19 protein-coding genes are annotated in these 16,251 nt (G+C 39.4%); 14 read left to right on the top strand and 5 right to left on the bottom strand.

Going from position 1 to position 16,251, the window contains the following annotated elements; all coding sequences use genetic code 11:
- Positions 1 to 9: 9 nt before the first annotated feature.
- The 3 genes from J536_RS08695 to tauD are packed head-to-tail and all read left to right on the top strand — an operon-like array spanning position 10 to position 2,560.
- Complete coding sequence (locus J536_RS08695) at positions 10 to 804, top strand: taurine ABC transporter ATP-binding protein (protein ID WP_032056325.1); 795 nt, start codon at positions 10 to 12, stop codon at positions 802 to 804.
- Positions 801 to 1,670 (top strand): taurine ABC transporter permease TauC, encoded by an 870-nt coding sequence (gene tauC, locus J536_RS08690; RefSeq protein WP_032062634.1) that lies wholly within the window; start codon positions 801 to 803, stop codon positions 1,668 to 1,670. The genes J536_RS08695 and tauC overlap by 4 nt, the downstream gene beginning before the upstream one ends.
- Before the next feature lie 8 nt (positions 1,671 to 1,678).
- Positions 1,679 to 2,560, top strand: a complete 882-nt coding sequence (gene tauD / locus J536_RS08685) for a taurine dioxygenase (protein WP_032056322.1) — start codon at positions 1,679 to 1,681, stop codon at positions 2,558 to 2,560.
- A gap of 67 nt (positions 2,561 to 2,627) precedes the next feature.
- On the opposite strand, the gene J536_RS08680 is transcribed toward tauD, so the two are convergent.
- Together J536_RS08680 and J536_RS08675 are read right to left on the bottom strand one after the other, a co-directional pair.
- The gene (locus J536_RS08680; protein ID WP_032056320.1) at positions 2,628 to 3,362 is read right to left on the bottom strand and encodes an aspartate/glutamate racemase family protein; all 735 of its coding nucleotides are present in this window, start codon (positions 3,360 to 3,362) and stop codon (positions 2,628 to 2,630) included.
- The gene (locus J536_RS08675) at positions 3,359 to 4,828 is read right to left on the bottom strand and encodes an NCS1 family nucleobase:cation symporter-1 (protein ID WP_032056318.1); all 1,470 of its coding nucleotides are present in this window, start codon (positions 4,826 to 4,828) and stop codon (positions 3,359 to 3,361) included. Before J536_RS08675 ends, J536_RS08680 begins: the two co-directional genes overlap by 4 nt.
- A gap of 401 nt (positions 4,829 to 5,229) precedes the next feature.
- Here J536_RS08675 and J536_RS08670 point away from each other — a divergent pair, with 401 nt between their 5' ends.
- Positions 5,230 to 5,970 carry a GntR family transcriptional regulator gene (locus J536_RS08670; protein ID WP_068791388.1) on the top strand — a complete coding sequence of 247 codons (741 nt, stop codon included), beginning with the start codon at positions 5,230 to 5,232 and terminating at the stop codon, positions 5,968 to 5,970.
- A gap of 50 nt (positions 5,971 to 6,020) precedes the next feature.
- Here the strand turns inward: J536_RS08670 and J536_RS08665 are convergent, their stop codons facing one another.
- Positions 6,021 to 6,911: a LysR family transcriptional regulator gene (locus J536_RS08665; protein ID WP_032056314.1), complete on the bottom strand. Its 891-nt coding sequence runs from the start codon at positions 6,909 to 6,911 to the stop codon at positions 6,021 to 6,023.
- Between the two features lie 197 nt (positions 6,912 to 7,108).
- Here J536_RS08665 and J536_RS08660 point away from each other — a divergent pair, with 197 nt between their 5' ends.
- From J536_RS08660 to J536_RS24990, 3 genes are all read left to right on the top strand, one after another.
- Positions 7,109 to 7,795, top strand: coding sequence for a hydrolase (locus J536_RS08660; RefSeq protein WP_001043290.1), 687 nt, complete (start codon positions 7,109 to 7,111; stop codon positions 7,793 to 7,795).
- A 109-nt stretch (positions 7,796 to 7,904) separates the two neighbouring features.
- Positions 7,905 to 9,779, top strand: a complete 1,875-nt coding sequence (locus tag J536_RS08655) for an amidohydrolase (RefSeq protein WP_032062630.1) — start codon at positions 7,905 to 7,907, stop codon at positions 9,777 to 9,779.
- A 56-nt stretch (positions 9,780 to 9,835) separates the two neighbouring features.
- Positions 9,836 to 9,997: a DUF1427 family protein gene (locus J536_RS24990; RefSeq protein WP_000784879.1), complete on the top strand. Its 162-nt coding sequence runs from the start codon at positions 9,836 to 9,838 to the stop codon at positions 9,995 to 9,997.
- A gap of 68 nt (positions 9,998 to 10,065) precedes the next feature.
- On the opposite strand, the gene arsC is transcribed toward J536_RS24990, so the two are convergent.
- Positions 10,066 to 10,494 carry an arsenate reductase (glutaredoxin) gene (gene arsC, locus J536_RS08645; RefSeq protein WP_032056309.1) on the bottom strand — a complete coding sequence of 143 codons (429 nt, stop codon included), beginning with the start codon at positions 10,492 to 10,494 and terminating at the stop codon, positions 10,066 to 10,068.
- Positions 10,495 to 10,578: 84 nt separating this feature from the next.
- On the opposite strand from arsC, the gene J536_RS08640 reads away from it, so the two are divergent.
- From J536_RS08640 to arsH, 4 genes are read left to right on the top strand one after another with little or no spacing between them, the layout of a single operon-like run.
- Positions 10,579 to 10,908 carry a metalloregulator ArsR/SmtB family transcription factor gene (locus J536_RS08640; protein WP_032062628.1) on the top strand — a complete coding sequence of 110 codons (330 nt, stop codon included), beginning with the start codon at positions 10,579 to 10,581 and terminating at the stop codon, positions 10,906 to 10,908.
- Between the two features lie 4 nt (positions 10,909 to 10,912).
- Positions 10,913 to 11,386: an arsenate reductase ArsC gene (locus tag J536_RS08635; protein ID WP_032062626.1), complete on the top strand. Its 474-nt coding sequence runs from the start codon at positions 10,913 to 10,915 to the stop codon at positions 11,384 to 11,386.
- Positions 11,387 to 11,396: 10 nt separating this feature from the next.
- Positions 11,397 to 12,443, top strand: coding sequence for an ACR3 family arsenite efflux transporter (arsB, locus tag J536_RS08630; RefSeq protein ID WP_032062622.1), 1,047 nt, complete (start codon positions 11,397 to 11,399; stop codon positions 12,441 to 12,443).
- The gene (arsH, locus tag J536_RS08625) at positions 12,430 to 13,143 is read left to right on the top strand and encodes an arsenical resistance protein ArsH (RefSeq protein WP_005069734.1); all 714 of its coding nucleotides are present in this window, start codon (positions 12,430 to 12,432) and stop codon (positions 13,141 to 13,143) included. The genes arsB and arsH overlap by 14 nt, the downstream gene beginning before the upstream one ends.
- A gap of 57 nt (positions 13,144 to 13,200) precedes the next feature.
- Here the strand turns inward: arsH and J536_RS08620 are convergent, their stop codons facing one another.
- Positions 13,201 to 14,103 carry a LysR family transcriptional regulator gene (locus tag J536_RS08620; RefSeq protein WP_032062620.1) on the bottom strand — a complete coding sequence of 301 codons (903 nt, stop codon included), beginning with the start codon at positions 14,101 to 14,103 and terminating at the stop codon, positions 13,201 to 13,203.
- A 101-nt stretch (positions 14,104 to 14,204) separates the two neighbouring features.
- Here J536_RS08620 and J536_RS08615 point away from each other — a divergent pair, with 101 nt between their 5' ends.
- From J536_RS08615 to J536_RS08605, 3 genes are all read left to right on the top strand, one after another.
- Positions 14,205 to 14,765, top strand: a complete 561-nt coding sequence (locus J536_RS08615) for a chromate transporter (RefSeq protein ID WP_032062618.1) — start codon at positions 14,205 to 14,207, stop codon at positions 14,763 to 14,765.
- Positions 14,765 to 15,286, top strand: a complete 522-nt coding sequence (locus tag J536_RS08610; RefSeq protein WP_000501457.1) for a chromate transporter — start codon at positions 14,765 to 14,767, stop codon at positions 15,284 to 15,286. Before J536_RS08615 ends, J536_RS08610 begins: the two co-directional genes overlap by 1 nt.
- 180 nt (positions 15,287 to 15,466) lie before the next feature.
- On the top strand, positions 15,467 to 16,251 hold a 785-nt coding region (locus J536_RS08605; protein ID WP_032062616.1), incomplete at its 3' end, for a thioredoxin family protein.

The following is a 16,251-nucleotide window of genomic DNA, read 5'->3' as shown; positions in this document are numbered from 1 at the left end:
GGAGTTGTCATGAGTGTACTAGAAGCCAAACATATTCATCTGACTTTTCCTAAACAGCAAAAGCCAGTTTTACAAGACATTAACCTAACGATTGAAGAAGGTTCTTTAATCGTGATTTTGGGCGAGTCAGGTTGCGGTAAAACAACTTTGCTTAATATCTTGGCAGGGTTTCAAAAGCCAAGTTCAGGTGATGTACTTGTAAATCATGAGGTCGTAACTGGTCCAGATGTAACCCGCGCTGTGGTGTTTCAGGATCATGCCTTACTTCCTTGGTTGAATGTTGCAGATAATGTTGGCTTCGCTTTGCAATTAAAAGGTTTAAAGCGTGCAGAGATTGAGAAACAAGTGAGTGCAATTTTAAAAATTGTGGGTTTAAGTCACGTTGAAAAAGCCAATATTTGGGAACTTTCTGGCGGTATGAAACAACGTGTTGGTATTGCCAGAGCTTTGATCAGTCATGCGCCGTTTATTTTATTAGATGAACCTTTTGCCGCATTAGATGCTTTTACGCGTGAAAACATGCAGCAGTTAGTGCTCGATTTATGGATTCAACAAAATAAAAGCTTCTTTTTGATTACTCATGACATTGAAGAAGCATTATTGCTCAGCAATCAGCTGGTATTGATGACAGCGCACCCGGGCAAAATTGTAGAAACTCTACATCTCGATTTTGCTAATCGATATCGTCAAGGCGAATCTATTCGTTCGATTAAATCGGACCCTCAATTTATTCAGCTCAGAGAGCAGTTATTTGAAAGTTTAAGAGCACAAAAACAAAGCGGTAAGGAGGCGTTACCTACATGAACACTAAAGATAACGTCTACGAATATGACAAAGCAGAGCTTAAACCTGAGTTAAATGTGCAAACAGAAAATGCTTCATTTCTATCGTCATTTTTTGAGAAGCATCGAACTTTGGCGGTCAGCATAATCAGTGTGGGAAGTGTAGTTGCACTCTGGTTCCTCATTACTGCTTTGCATGTTGTACCTGAACTGTTTTTACCGAGTCCACAGGCAGTCTGGCAAAAATTTATATCGGTTAGCCAAGAAGGCTTTATGAAGGCTACTTTGTGGCAACACTTGGCAGCCAGTATCTCTCGTGTATTTTTAGCTCTGATTGCTGCTGTAGTGATTGGTGTTCCGCTGGGTTTGTGGATGGGGCTGAACAAATGGGTTCGCGCTGTTCTAGATCCTTTGGTTGAATTATTGCGTCCAATTCCACCGTTAGCTTATTTACCCTTACTCGTGATTTGGTTTGGTATTGGCGAAACTACAAAAGTACTTTTGATTTTCTTCTCGATTTTGGCGCCTGTCATTATTAGTAGTGCGCATGGCGTGTTAAGCCATCAACTTAATCGTGAACGTGCGGCATTGTCGCTAGGGGCAAGTCAGTCACAAGTCTTTTGGCATGTCATTTTACCAACCGCTTTACCTCATATTATTACCGGTATTCGTATTGGTCTTGGGGTGGGCTGGTCAACATTAGTTGCAGCAGAGTTGGTTGCAGCGGACCGTGGTATTGGTTTTATGGTGCAATCGGCAGCACAGTTCTTAATTACCGATACGGTGATTCTGGGCATTATTTTGATTGCGATTGTCGCAGTTAGTTTTGAGCTGTTTTTACGTTGGTTACAAAAACAGTTTTCTCCTTGGTATGGTCAGCAGTTGTAGTAAAGAAGATGAATACAGTAGTAGCAAACTTAAATATAGAAGTGATCAAGCCTACCATTGGCGCAATTATTCACAATATTGATTTGAATGCGTTAAATGAACAGACAACGCAACAAATCCAGCAGGCTTTGCTTGATCATCAGGTCATTTTTTTTCGAAAGCAACAATTAGCACCGCAAGCACAAGCAGACTTGGCCCGTAGTTTTGGCAGCTTACATGTGCACCCGATTTATCCTTCAATTGAAGATGTACCGGAGGTGATGGTGCTCGACAGTTGGAAACAAGATTTGCGTGACAATGAACTTTGGCACACAGATGTGACTTTTAGTAAAACTCCACCTTTAGGTTGTGTGTTGCAAGCTATAAAAATTCCACCTGTAGGCGGTGACACGTTGTGGTCGAGCAACACAGCAGCTTTTAAAGGGCTTCCGCTTGAGTTGCAGCAAAAATTGCGTGGCTTAACTGCAACGCACGATATACGTAAGTCTTTTCCGCTTGAACGTTTTGCCCATAATGAAGAAGAACGTGAAAAGCTTTTGCAAACATTTAAGCGTAACCCACCAGTGGTTCACCCAGTGGTGCGTACCCATCCAGTTACAGGTGAGCCTTTGTTGTTTGTAAGTGAGGGCTTTACCACTCGCATTAATGAGTTACCTGAACAAGAAAGTGAGCAATTACTTGATTTCTTGTTTGAACATGCGACCCAAGAGCAATTTCATTTGCGTTGGAAGTGGCAAGATGGTGATATCGCGATTTGGGATAACCGTTGCACACAACATAAAGCATTATTTGATTATGGCGATGCTCATCGCATCATGCACCGTGCAACTATTAACGGTGATGTGCCATTTTATAAAGAAGAACAACAGCCAGAGTTAGCAGAGGCTTAATTCCTTTAATTATTCTTTGTTTCAATTCCAACTCTGAGTTTTGAGCTGGAATTGAAATATTAACTCTTTAGCGCATTCCAAATCCTGACAATAGGCCTGTGTAGTTCTTTATAGGAGGTGAGGCCCAATCACCAACTTTGCTGGTTTTTAAATTTAACTGAACTAACATTTCAGCTTGTTTAATTGCTGCTGCAACGCCGTCAATAACAATCACTCCTAACTCGTTTTGTAGTTTTAGGCATAAATCACTCATACCTGCACAGCCCAAAACAATCGCATCGCTTTTGTCTTCAGCGAGTGCTTTTTTGCATTCATCTCGTATGGTTCGATAGGCATTTGAGTCAGGAAGCTCTAACTCTTCAACTGCAATGTCACAAGCTCGAACATTTTTACAGAAGGGTTGAGCGCCATAGCGATGAGCTAGATGCCAGCTCATATTCACTGTGCGTTGTAAGGTTGTGACCACACTAAAACCAGTACTTACATAACTTGCAGTTCGCATAGCTGCTTCGGCAATCCCAATCACAGGTGCTGAAGTCATTTCACGGGCAGCATAAAGCGCAGGGTCACCAAAACAGGCAATAACATAAGCATCTACACCTAGAAATTCACCTTGGCGAATTTCCTCCAGCACACCTACTGCACTTAGAGCTTCATCATAATAACTTTCAATTGTTGCAGGGCCCATTTGAGGACTCACTGCAATAATTTGAGTATCAGAACCTGCGACTATCTTTGCTGATGTTGCAATTTTGTTAGTCATGTTTTGAGTAGTATTGGGATTAATAATTTTAATTTTCATTGTACTTTTGCCTTCGTCATTGCCGATTTAGCATGGGCAAGCGGTTGATTAAGAAATCGGTAAATGACAAAACCGAATCCCATCCCAATAAACCATGTGAAATTAGCTAGCCCTGATAGTTGTGGTAAAAGCACACATAGAATAGGAATTAATGAAGCTGGAATTAAGGCATAAAAGGCAGAGTGGTTATAACCATTTTTGTACCAATACAAACCTTTGGTATCTAAGGTATATAAATCATCTACTTCGATTTTTTGTTTTTTAACGAGGTAAAAATCGGCTATCAATACGCCAAAAAGCGGACCGATAAATGCACCTAAAATATCAATGGTGTAATGGATCACTTGAGGGTTATTAAACAAATTCCATGGGGTAATGAAAATTGAACCTACTGCTGCAATCATTCCACCCATGCGCCAGCTAATTTTGCTCGGTGAAACGTTGGAAAAATCAAAGGCAGGTGATACAAAGTTAGCGACAATATTAATCCCAATGGTGGCAATCATTAAGGTTAAACTGCCTAAAATAACCACAAATGTATTATCAAGTTTTCCAACCATCTCGACAGGGTCTGTAATGAGTTTGCCGTAGACTGGAAGCGTTGCCGCAATACACACCACAGTAAGTAAAGAAAAGCCTAAGAAATTAATCGGTAGTCCAAGAAAGTTTCCCATTTTTATGGTATTAAAACTTTTGCCATAACGAGAAAAGTCACCAAAGTTCAGCATTGGTCCAGAAAAATATGAAACAACAAGCGCAATAGCACCAATCATGACTGGTACAACCGCAAAACCGTCGTATTGAACACCGCTTAGGTTTAAATCAATATTCTGCCAGCCAGCTTTCCAGATGAGCCATACTGCCATCGCAAACATCACAACATAGACAGCTGGACCTGCCCAGTCAATAAATTTACGTATGCTGTCCATGCCAGACCAAAAAACAATCGCTTGCAGTAACCAAAGCAGCATGAAGCTAACCCAGCCTAAATAGGAAAGCCCAAGAAAGCCGTAAGTTGAAACATCAGCATAGACTGACCAGTCTGGAAAGAACTTTAAAATGACTAATAAGAATGCACTTGAGGCCAAATAGGTTTGAATGCCATACCATGCAACAGCGATAAGACCCCGAATAACAGCAGGAATATTTGCACCAAGCACACCGAAAGTGGCACGACAAATAACAGGATAGGGCGTGCCTGTTTGTTGGCTAGACTTGGCAATCAGATTTGTAAAAAACTGAACTATAGCAATGCCGATGAGTAAAGATAAAAGTACCTGCCAGCTATTTAGCCCAAGTGCAAAAAGGCTCCCAGCCATGACATAGCCACCGACACTATGAACATCAGACATCCAAAAGGCAAAAATATTATAAGCGCCCCAAGTTTGCTTTTTTAAAGGAGCTAGGTCTTGATTTGTTAGCTTTGCATCATAAGAAGATTTAATTATTGCTTCGGTATTATTCATCTTGAACACTCACTTCCCTTATGTTGGGCTGGCACGTTCTTCAGCAGCTTGAAATTCTGGCTAAAAGAATGAAATTAAAATTGTGCACAATGTGATATTTGTATTGTGCACAATTTTAATTGAGCAAAAGTTATGCCAAATTTAAGAAGTAGCGCTTATGAGTTATTTAAACTGGTATGAATTTTGGATATGAAGAGACAAATTTATAAAATGAGAAGTGCTTAATTTTTTATAAAAAGTAAGTAAAGTTAGGTGTATAAGTGGATATTTAGAAGTCTAATATTGAATTGTTTAGCTCAACATTAGTGTTTTGGAAATGAGAGCAATATTCCAAAACGCTTAAGTTAAACTTACACTACAGTTATTAGATAAAGTTTTAAAAAGAGGAGGCGTTAATAAAAATGGAGAAATCAATGCCATCAAATGCACCAAAAAAAGCCTTAGAAATGAGCAATGATGAAATTGATGACCATATATATAACGCTATTGTAGATGCTATTTTAAATAGGCAACTTGCCCCTGGCGCACGTTTAATTGAAGCACCTTTATGTGAAGCTTTCGGTGTAACGCGAGGAGTGCTAAGACGTGTTTTCGTCAAACTTGCACATGATAAGGTTATCGAAATTCAGCCCAATCGTGGAGCACTCATCGCAAAACATAGCGCTCATGAGACAAAAGAGGTCTTTGAAGCACGCAGCATGCTTGAAATCGCCACTGTAAAAAAGTTAGCTCAAAAGTCACATAACTTAGATTTTAGTGAGCTTCGAGGCTTAGTAGATCAAGAGTCTCATGAGCGTTTAGCTGGCAATTGGGCCGAGTGGATTAAGCTATCGGGGCAATTTCATTTAAAGCTGATTGAAGCAAATCAAAATACGATTATGACCAGTTATTTGCAGACGCTTATTGCAAGGACTTCATTATTAATTGGCTTATATGAAATTCCAAAACATAATAATTGTTCGGCAGATGAACACCGTGCAATTTTAGATGCGATTGAACAAGGCGATGAAAAACGAGCAACTCAATTGATGGAAGAGCATTTAGAACACTACGCGACGACATTTATTGAAGAAGACAGCACAGCGTCAGTAGAACAAAATTTATTAAATTTATTTAAAAATAAGAAGATTGAATCCATTTAAACTAACTAAAAAATAATGGGGCCAATTCTTCTGGAAAAGGCCCAGATTAGTTATTTTATGGGAACGATTTGACGTGTTAGAAAATCAATAAATAATTTTACTTTCTTCGATAAAATCTTACGGTTTGGCCATGTGACATATAGGTGAAGCGGCTGACTGGTGTAGTCTTCCAAACATTTCTGTAATTTACCTTCTTTGTAGTAAGGCTCCGCAATAAACTCTGGAAGAAAAACAATGCCGTGGTCTTTCAAACACATATCTAATAATAATTCACCATTATTACAGGTCATCACAGGGAAGCAATTAAAGGACACTTCTTTTTGATCTTTTTGGAAGATCAACTTCTTATGTCGACTATCCTGATAGTAAATTAGAAACTTATGTTCTTTAAGTTCTTCTAATGAATCTGGCAATCCATGCTGATTAAAATACTCAGGTGTTGCATACAAATATCGTTGATAGGTATTTAATATTTTACTATTTGCCAAATTTGGAGGAGAGCCATCTACACGAATTGTTAAATCAAATTTATTATTATTCATGTCTAATAGCTGATCAGTCATGAATAAATCAATTTTGATGCTGGGATATTTCTCTATAAAGTCCGAAATGATATGTTGAAGAAAAATGTTGCTAAAAGACATTGGCGTATTGAGCTTGAGTTCACCTTCCGGGTACTGTTGGTTATAGCTAATTTCGTAGGCAGCCCATTCAAACTCACTTAAAATGACTTTGCTATGCTGATAAAACTTTTCTCCACAAGAGGTGAGGTTCATCTGTCTTGTGGTTCGGGTTAGCAGTGTAGTTTTTAGGTCATTTTCGAGGTAGCAAACACGTTTGGCCACTAAGTCACGAGAGATGTCGAGTGCTCTGGCTGCGCTACTAAAATTCCCATGTTCTACGACACTTACAAAAGTGGAAATACAGTCTAATCGATCCATGGATAAGCAAAAGTTAAAAAAATATATATCAATGATTAAACTATAAAAATTAAAAAGCAATCAGTGATTTTATTGTATTCGTACAGCATACAGATTCGTGCTGATTTGCTGTCTATGCTTTTACATTTTTATCTGTTTTGATAATGACCAGTAAGCAATTTTAATGCATTACTCATAAGGAATAATGGAGTTTACCCATGAATAAGTCACTTTTAGAACAACTTTCACCAACAAATTGTCAGGTTATTTTTATTGATCATCAGCCACAAATGGCTTTTGGGGTACAGTCAATAGATCGCCAAGTATTAAAGAATAATACTGTAGGATTAGCAAAAGCAGCTAAAACATTCAATATTCCTGTCACCATTACAACGGTTGAAACTGAAAGCTTCTCTGGTCATACCTATCCAGAACTTTTAGATGTATTTCCAGATGCTCCATTACTAGAACGTACTTCTATGAACTCATGGGACGACCAAAAAGTACGTGATTCGCTTGCAAAAAATAATCGTAAAAAAGTGATTGTTTCAGGCTTATGGACTGAAGTGTGCAACAACACCTTTGCTTTTGGTGCGATGCTTGAAGGGGATTATGAGATTTATATGGTCGCGGATGCTTCAGGTGGTACATCGAAAGAGGCTCATGACTATGCCATGCAACGCATGATTCAAGCGGGTGTTGTTCCAGTAACTTGGCAACAAGTATTACTTGAATGGCAACGTGATTGGGCACATCGTGATACGTATGATGCAGTTATGGCAATTGTCCGTGAACACTCTGGTGCTTACGGTATGGGTGTGGATTATGCTTATACGATGGTACATAAGGCACCTGAGCGTACAACATCAAAACATGAAGTACTTGCACCAGTTCCTGCAAAATAAAACAGTACTGATTTAGGTAAAGGCATGTCTAGTATTCAATATTTAAGTGATATTAATACAGATATGCCTTTATTTTTTAGAACGATAATTCACAAGAATGGAGTTCAGAATGACCGAAATAAACCTCATACTCATAAACGGTAAAATCACAACACTAGATCCTCAGAACCCCGAAGTACAAGCAATTGCGATTGCAGACGGTAAAGTATTACGCACGGGTACAAATGATGAGGTAATGAAACTCGCAACTCCAACAAGCAAAGTTGTAGATTTAAATGGCCGTCGCGTTATACCAGGTCTAAACGACAGTCATTTGCATATTATTCGTGGTGGCCTAAATTACAATATGGAGCTGCGCTGGGAAGGTGTGCCATCCGTTGCCGATGCGTTACGCTTACTTAAAGAGCAAGCAGATAATACGCCAGCTCCACAATGGGTTCGTGTCGTAGGTGGTTGGACTGAGTTCCAGTTTGCCGAAAAGCGTTTACCGACTTTAGAAGAAATTAATAAAGCTGCACCAGATACTCCAGTATTCGTTTTACATCTATATGCCAGTGCCTTGTTGAACCGAGCTGCCCTTGATGTATTAGGCTTTAACAAAGACACACCAGATCCACCGGGTGGCAAGATTGTAAGAGATGAAAAGGGTGAGCCAACTGGTCTGCTGCTCGCTACGCCATCGGCTATGATTTTATATTCGACCTTAGGGAAAGCACCAAAATTGCCAGTTGAAGATCAAGTCAATTCAACTCGTCATTTCATGCGTGAACTGAACCGATTAGGCATTACTTCAGCAATTGATGCAGGCGGTGGTGGTCAAAACTATCCTGAAGATTATGATGTGATTAAGCAATTACACGATCAAAATCAAATGACGGTGCGAATCGCTTACAACCTATTTGCTCAAAAGGCAGGCCAAGAGCTTGATGACTATCGCCGTTGGACAGAAATGACATTTCCAGGTGATGGTGATGAGCTGTTTAGAATGAATGGAGCAGGTGAGAACCTGACTTGGTCAGCGGGTGACTTTGAAGATTTCTATGAACCACGTCCAGATTTACCAGAAAAAATGGAAGGTGAACTAGAAGCTATTGTAGAGCACTTGGCTGAAAAGAAATGGCCATTCCGTATTCATGCAACCTATGATGAAAGTATTAATCGTTTGCTGAATGTATTTGAGAAAGTAAATTCAAAACAGCCATTTGCAACTCGATTTATTATTGACCATGCCGAAACTGTATCTGAGCGTAATATTGAACGTATTGGTGCGTTGGGTGGTGGTATCGCCATTCAACACCGTATGGCCTACCAAGGTGAGATTTTCGTAAAACGCTATGGTGCCGAGGCTGCTCAGGCAACGCCACCAGTTAAGAAAATGTTAGAACTTGGTGTTCCTGTTGGTGCGGGGACAGATGCGACTCGTGTTGCCTCTTATAACCCTTGGGTGTGTTTGTATTGGCTAAGTACTGGTAAAACAGTCGGTGGTTTACCACTCTATGATGAAAAAAATCTATTAGACCGTCAGACAGCACTCAAACTCTGGACTAAAGGTTCGGCTTGGTTCTCTGGCGAAAAAGATGTTAAAGGTTCACTAACAGCAGGAGAGCTTGCTGATTTGGTCGTATTATCTGATGACTACTTTAAAGTAGAAGCTGAGGATATCCAGTGGATTGAGTCTGTACTTACTGTCTTAGGTGGCAAAGTGGTCTATGCCGGGGCAGAGTTTAAGCACGACGATCCGCCGTTACCACCAGCTTCACCAACATGGTCACCAGTAAAGCGCTTCGGTGGTCAGTGGCGTTTATCTGAAAACCGTAATGCTCCTTCTAATCAATCATTACAGTCACAAAGTGCTTTGTGTGCATGTGCTAGCAGTTGTGGTATGCATGGGCATAGCCATGCTTGGATGCTTGATGTTCCTGTAAATGATAAGGACAAAAAATCTTTCTGGGGCGCACTTGGGTGCTCGTGTTTTGCATTTTAAATAAAACAGTATGGGAACCTGCTGATTAAATGGCTTGATTCTCTAAGGTATGTACGATGAAAATGTACTTGTTATCTTTGGCTGTAGGGTTGCTTGTTGGTGTCTTATATTATGTTTTAAATGTTAAGTCACCAGCTCCACCTCTTGTTGCATTAGTCGGTTTATTAGGCATGGTAATAGGAGAGCAACTGCTTCCTTTTATTAAATCCTATTTTTAATCCGTTTCATTCAAAAAAGCTAAATGGTGCCATGCCATTTAGCTTTTTATATTAATAAATACCTTCAATTACTTTATACGACGACCTTGTTCATCAATGATCACTTCGCCATCTTCTTTTGTGAAATAGCCTAAGTTTTCTACATCTAAAATATCAAGGACAATCTCGGAAGGGCGGCAAAGTCGCGTGCCTTTTGGTGTAACCACAAATGGACGATTGATTAAAATTGGGTACTGAACCATAAAATCAATTAACTGTTCATCGGTCCAATGGTCTTGTTCCAAATCTAAATCTTTATAGGGATCAACATTTTTACGAATTGCTTCCCGTACAGTTAAGCCTGAATCCTTAATGAGTTGAATCAATTCATCTTTACTTGGTGGTGTTTGCAAATATTCAATAACGATAGGTTCAATTCCTGCATGACGAATAAGCGCCAAGGTATTACGTGAGGTTCCGCAAGCAGGGTTATGGTAAATCTTCACTAGCTCAGTCATGGTAAATTTATTGTCAAATTAAGATATTGCATTTATATATGGATATCCGTATATTTGCAATAACGAATATATTCTGTTGAAGATATGATCAACCAAGTCGATTTCTTTAAATGTCTATCTGACCAAACTCGGTTAAATATTCTTAAATTAGTTCTAAATAAACAAAATATTTGTGTCTGTGAGTTAACTGAACAGCTTGAGTTGAGTCAACCGAAAATCTCTAGGCACTTAGCTTTGTTACGAACTCATGGCATTTTACTTGATACACGACAGGGGCAATGGGTGTATTACAGCGTCAATCCAGATTTACCCAATTGGGCTGTTGAAGTTTTGAAAACTATAGCAAACCAAGATGAAAATTTAGTGAATCAATCATCTTCACAGTTTTCTTCTATTTCTACCTATTGTGAGTAACACCATGAAATTCTTATTTTTATGCACTGGAAACAGTTGCCGTAGCATTTTGTCAGAAGTTTTATTTAATAGTCGTGCACCAGAAAATTGGAAAGCCTATAGCGCTGGCAGTAAACCATCAGGACAGGTACATCCATTAACCATTGAAACACTTGAAAACTTAGGTCTTTCAACAGATGGGCTATGGAGTAAAACTATTGATGACTGCGAGCAGTATCAACCAGATGTTGTGATTACAGTCTGTGATTCTGCTGCACAAGAAGCATGCCCACTTTATTTAGGTGGCGCAATCAAAGCACATTGGGGTTTAAGTGACCCATCTCACTTAGACTTGCCGAAAGAAGAAAAGCTTAAAGCATTCCAAGAGACTGTAGATCATATCAACCGTCGTTTAGATGCATTGTTTGCACTTGATGTTGCGAACTTAAGCCGTTCACATTTGATTGCTGAGATTAATAAAATCTCTCATATTGAGTGAGAGAGCCGAGATGACTAAGCAAAAGCTTTCTTTTTTAGACCGTAACCTGACGCTATGGATTTTTATAGCCATGGCTTTAGGTTTGGCAATTGGGGTGTTCTTTCCTCAAGCCTCGGTTTCTTTGAACAGAATGAGTGTAGATAACGTCAATATTCCAATCGCAATCGGCTTAATCTTGATGATGTATCCACCTTTAGCTAAGGTTGACTACGCTGCGTTACCAGAAGTATTTAAAGATAAGAAAACCTTAACTTTATCGTTAGTACAAAACTGGTTGATTGCACCGGTTTTAATGTTCGTACTTGCGATAGTTTTCTTGCATAGCTATCCGGAATACATGACTGGTCTTATTTTGATTGGTTTGGCACGTTGTATTGCAATGGTTTTGGTGTGGAATGGGCTGGCTTGTGGTGATAACCAATATGTTGCAGCGTTGGTTGCATTTAACAGTATTTTCCAAATCTTATTTTTCAGTACCTATGCATGGTTGTTCTTAACCTTTTTCCCGCCTTATTTTGGTGTGGCAGGGCAAGTCATTGATGTGAATTTCTGGACTATTACACATGCGGTTTTGGTGTACTTGGGTATTCCATTTTTGATGGGGTTCTTGACGCGTTTGATTTTAGTCAAGTCGAAAGGTTTGGAATGGTATCAAACTAAATTTTTACCAAAAATTAGTCCAATTAGTTTAATTGCTTTACTTTTTACCATCGTGGCGATGTTTAGCCTAAAAGGTGGTGATGTAGTGAGCTTACCTTTAGATGTATTACGTATTGCGATTCCGCTCACGATTTACTTTGTGGTGATGTTCTTCATTAGCTTCTTTATGAGTAAACGTATGGGGAATAACTATCCACGTACCACTGCTATTTCGTTTACTGCGGCTGGTAACAATTTTGAGTTAGCTTTAGCGGTTGCCATTGCAACATTTGGTTTGGCATCACCTGTGGCATTTACCACAGTGATAGGACCATTGGTTGAAGTACCCGTTTTAATTTCACTCGTTACCGTTTCTCTTTGGTTAAAGAAAAAGTATTTCTCAGATGAACAGTCTTAATAATGATTTATCAAATGTAGCATTAGATCTTTTAGATAAACCTACATTTGAGCAAGTGCAAGCACAGCAGCTTGAGCATCCACCTCGCATTTTATTGCTATATGGTTCTAATCGTGAACGTTCTTATAGTCGTTTTGCTGTGCTGACGGCTGGTCGAATCCTTGAATACTTAGGTGCTGAAGTCAAAATCTTTCATCCTAAAGGTTTACCTTTACCTGAGGATGCAGGAACTGATCATCCGAAAGTTCAAGAGTTACATGCGCTTTTGGCTTGGGCAGAAGGTATGGTGTGGTGTTCACCAGAACGTCATGGTGCAATGAGTTCAATTTTAAAAGCCCAGATTGACTGGATTCCTTTGGCAGCTGGAGCAATCCGTGCAACTCAAGGTAAAACCTTAGCAGTTATGCAAGTTAGTGGTGGTTCGCAGTCATTTAATGCGGTCAATCAAATGCGTATTTTAGGGCGTTGGATGCGCATGATTACCATCCCAAATCAGTCTTCGGTTGCTAAAGCTTTTTTAGAGTTTGAAGAAGATGGCAGTATGAAACCATCCTCTTACTATGACCGAATCGTTGATGTTATGGAAGAATTGTATAAGTTCACTTTATTAACACGTGGGCAAAAACAGTATTTGACAGATCGCTATTCTGAGCGCAAAGAATCAGCAGAAGAGCTGTCAAAACGAGTAAATCAAAAATAAACAGTTTCATAAAAAAGTGCTCCACTTGGGGCACTTTTTATTGCTTAGCTCTTACACTCAGGCCATTGTGGGCAAAAGTTTTTGTAATAGTTCAATAAAATTTGAAACTTTGGCAGAGCTCTCATTTTCTCGTGTAATCAAGTAAATAGGCGCATTCATTTTTATTGAATCATCAAAATCGCGATACACAATTTCATGTTCCCAAAAGTTATGCATTGAAGCTGGCACAATCGTTATACCAATTCCAGCAGCAACTAAATTTAATGTGGCGGTAGGTCGAGGTGCTTCCTGAATAATGCGTGGACTAAAACCTGCTTGGTAGCAACTATATAAAATATTGTCATATAAACCTTGTCCTGAAGAACGACGGTATAAAACAAAATTTTCATTTGATAAGTCATTTGAGCTAATTTTTTCTTTTTGTGTAAGTGGATGGCCTATAGGCAATGCCACCATCATTGGCTCATCTAATATATGGTGATGTTTTAACCCAATATCACGGCTGATCGGTGCTCTTAAAAAAGCAATATCAAGTTTCTCGGAGATTAATCGATCTAATTGTTTTTGGCTGCCTGCTTCTTCAAGTTTGGTTTGTACATTTGGATATATTTCTCGATATGAGCGCAATACTAGTGAAATAAGCGGATGCAAACCTGCGGAACTTGTAAAACCAATATTGAGTTGTCCAGTTTTACCTTGGCTAACATCTTGGACTAATTTTGGAATATGGCGCGCATGTTCTAATAAAAGTTGTGCTTCTTTAAATAAGGCTAAACCAGCCTCAGTTGGTTCAATTCCTCGAGGCTGGCGAATAAGTAATTGTGTACCAAGTACTTCTTCGAGTTTTTTAAGTAAACGCGTTAGAGGCGGCTGTTGAATAAACAATCGGTTTGCGGCATGCGTAATATTCCTTTCTTCAATTACCACAACAAAGGCATGGAGCTTATGTAAATCGAGCATAGGAATACCTTTATGGTATGGTTAATGAAAATAAAAGCATTTGTAGATATATCACAAAAGTATCATTCTATCTTGGTCAGATAAAGTGAAAAGTAACGAAAATGAACCATGTTGAGTTTGCTGTGCAGAAGGAGAGTATCCCGACCTGCACAGAGTTATTTTTAGGTTTTTTAACATTAGGTTTAATTGGATTCGGTGGCGTGCTGCCTTTAGCCCGTAAAGTTATTGTAGAGCAGAGACAGTGGCTAAGCCCTGAAAAATTCACTGAGTTACTTGGTCTGTGTCAATTTTTACCAGGCGGCAATATTATTAATTTATCGGTTGCGATTGGCATGGAGTTTCGCGGTGTTCGTGGGGCAGTGAGCTCACTCATTGGTCTGATCCTTGCACCTACGATAATTGTTGTACTTTTACATTATGTCTATGAGCAGTTCCAAGATAATTTAATGGTTAAGCATCTTTTCGAAGGTTTAGCGGCAGCAGCAGCAGGACTTCTGGTTGCAACAGGTTTGAAAATGCTTAAGCCATTATTACGTAATCCATTAGCGATTTGCGTAGTTGTTGCTGCAATTATCAGTATTGCTTTTCTAAAAATCTCTTTACTAGTGACGATGCTGATTTTGTTGGCATTTTATTCAGCTATCATTTGGAGACGTGTGTAATGGGTGCAGTTCTACTTACTTTAGCGATCATTTTTACTCAATTGTCTCTTATTGCATTTGGTGGCGGCAATACAATTTTGCCTGAGATGCAACGCCAAGTAGTTGATATTCATCACTGGATGACGGCACAAGAATTCAGTGCATTGTTCGCCATGGCTCAAGCTGCACCTGGTCCGAACATGATGATTGTACCGTTGGTGGGATGGCATGTAGCAGGGTTGTCAGGTCTACTTGTAACGTCTACTGCTAAATTTTTACCTTCATCTCTTATTACTGTATTTGTGATGAGAGGCTGGTCAAAATTTAAAGATAAAAAATGGAGACGTGTTTTACAGCTTGCTTTACAACCTGTCACTGTGGGAACTGTACTTGCTAGTGCTTGGATTATTTCTGAGGCAGCTGCAATAAATACTTTACTCATTATTATGGTAGTCATTGCAACTTTATTATCTTTAATTAAAAAGGTTCATCCTTTACATGTCTTGATTGCTGGGGCTGTATTTGGTGTGGTCTTACTCTAGTTTAACCAGTTTGCCGACCTGCGCTGGATGAGTTCAGGTTGGCTTTTTTTAATTTGAAGTAAATAATAATTAAATCTAAAAAACCGATTAAATATATAAAAACATACTGTTTTACCTATTCTGTGTTTTCACGTACTATGCATCTATTGAAAGAATTTGGATGCATTGGAGTAAAAACAGATGTTAGATCAAAACATTAAAACTCAATTAAAAGCTTACTTAGAACGTCTAGAAAGTCCAATCGAATTAGTTGCTGCTTTAGATGAATCAGATAAAGCGGCTCAAATTAAAGAGTTAGTGACAGAAATTGCTGAACTATCTGACCAAGTCACTGCCCGTTTTGACGGAAACAATACACGTCGTCCAAGCTTTGGTGTGGCTAAAGCAGGTGAACAACCTCGTGTGTTCTTTGCAGGCTTGCCAATGGGTCATGAGTTTACGTCTTTGATCTTGGCACTGTTACAAGTGTCTGGCTATGCACCTAAAGTGTCAAATGAAGTGCTCAACCAGATTAAAAGTTTAAACCTCAAAGCAAACTTTGATGTATTTGTATCCTTAAGCTGTCATAACTGTCCGGACGTGGTACAGGCGCTTAACCTGATTGCCATTTATAACCCGAACACCACAGCAACCATGATTGACGGTTCATTCTTCCAAGATGAAGTGGAACAACGCAAAATCATGGCTGTGCCAATGGTATTCCAAGACAACGAACACATTGGCCAAGGTCGTATGACCCTTGAAGAGATTGTGGCAAAACTCGACACCAACTCAGCTGAAAAAGATGCAGCAGCACTCAATGCCAAAGATGCTTTTGATGTGTTGGTGATTGGTGGTGGTCCTGCGGGTGCAACAGCTGCAATCTATGCGGCACGTAAAGGTATTAACACGGGTATTGTGGCTGAACGCTTCGGTGGTCAGGTGATGGACACCATGGACATTGAAAACTTCACTTCTGTGCAAAA

It is taken from the genome of Acinetobacter sp. 809848 (genome assembly GCF_000581275.1).
In the GTDB taxonomy this organism is placed as follows: Bacteria; Pseudomonadota; Gammaproteobacteria; order Pseudomonadales; family Moraxellaceae; genus Acinetobacter; species Acinetobacter pittii.
Note: the sequence above shows the minus strand (reverse complement) of the source record. Positions and strands in the feature narration are given on the sequence as shown.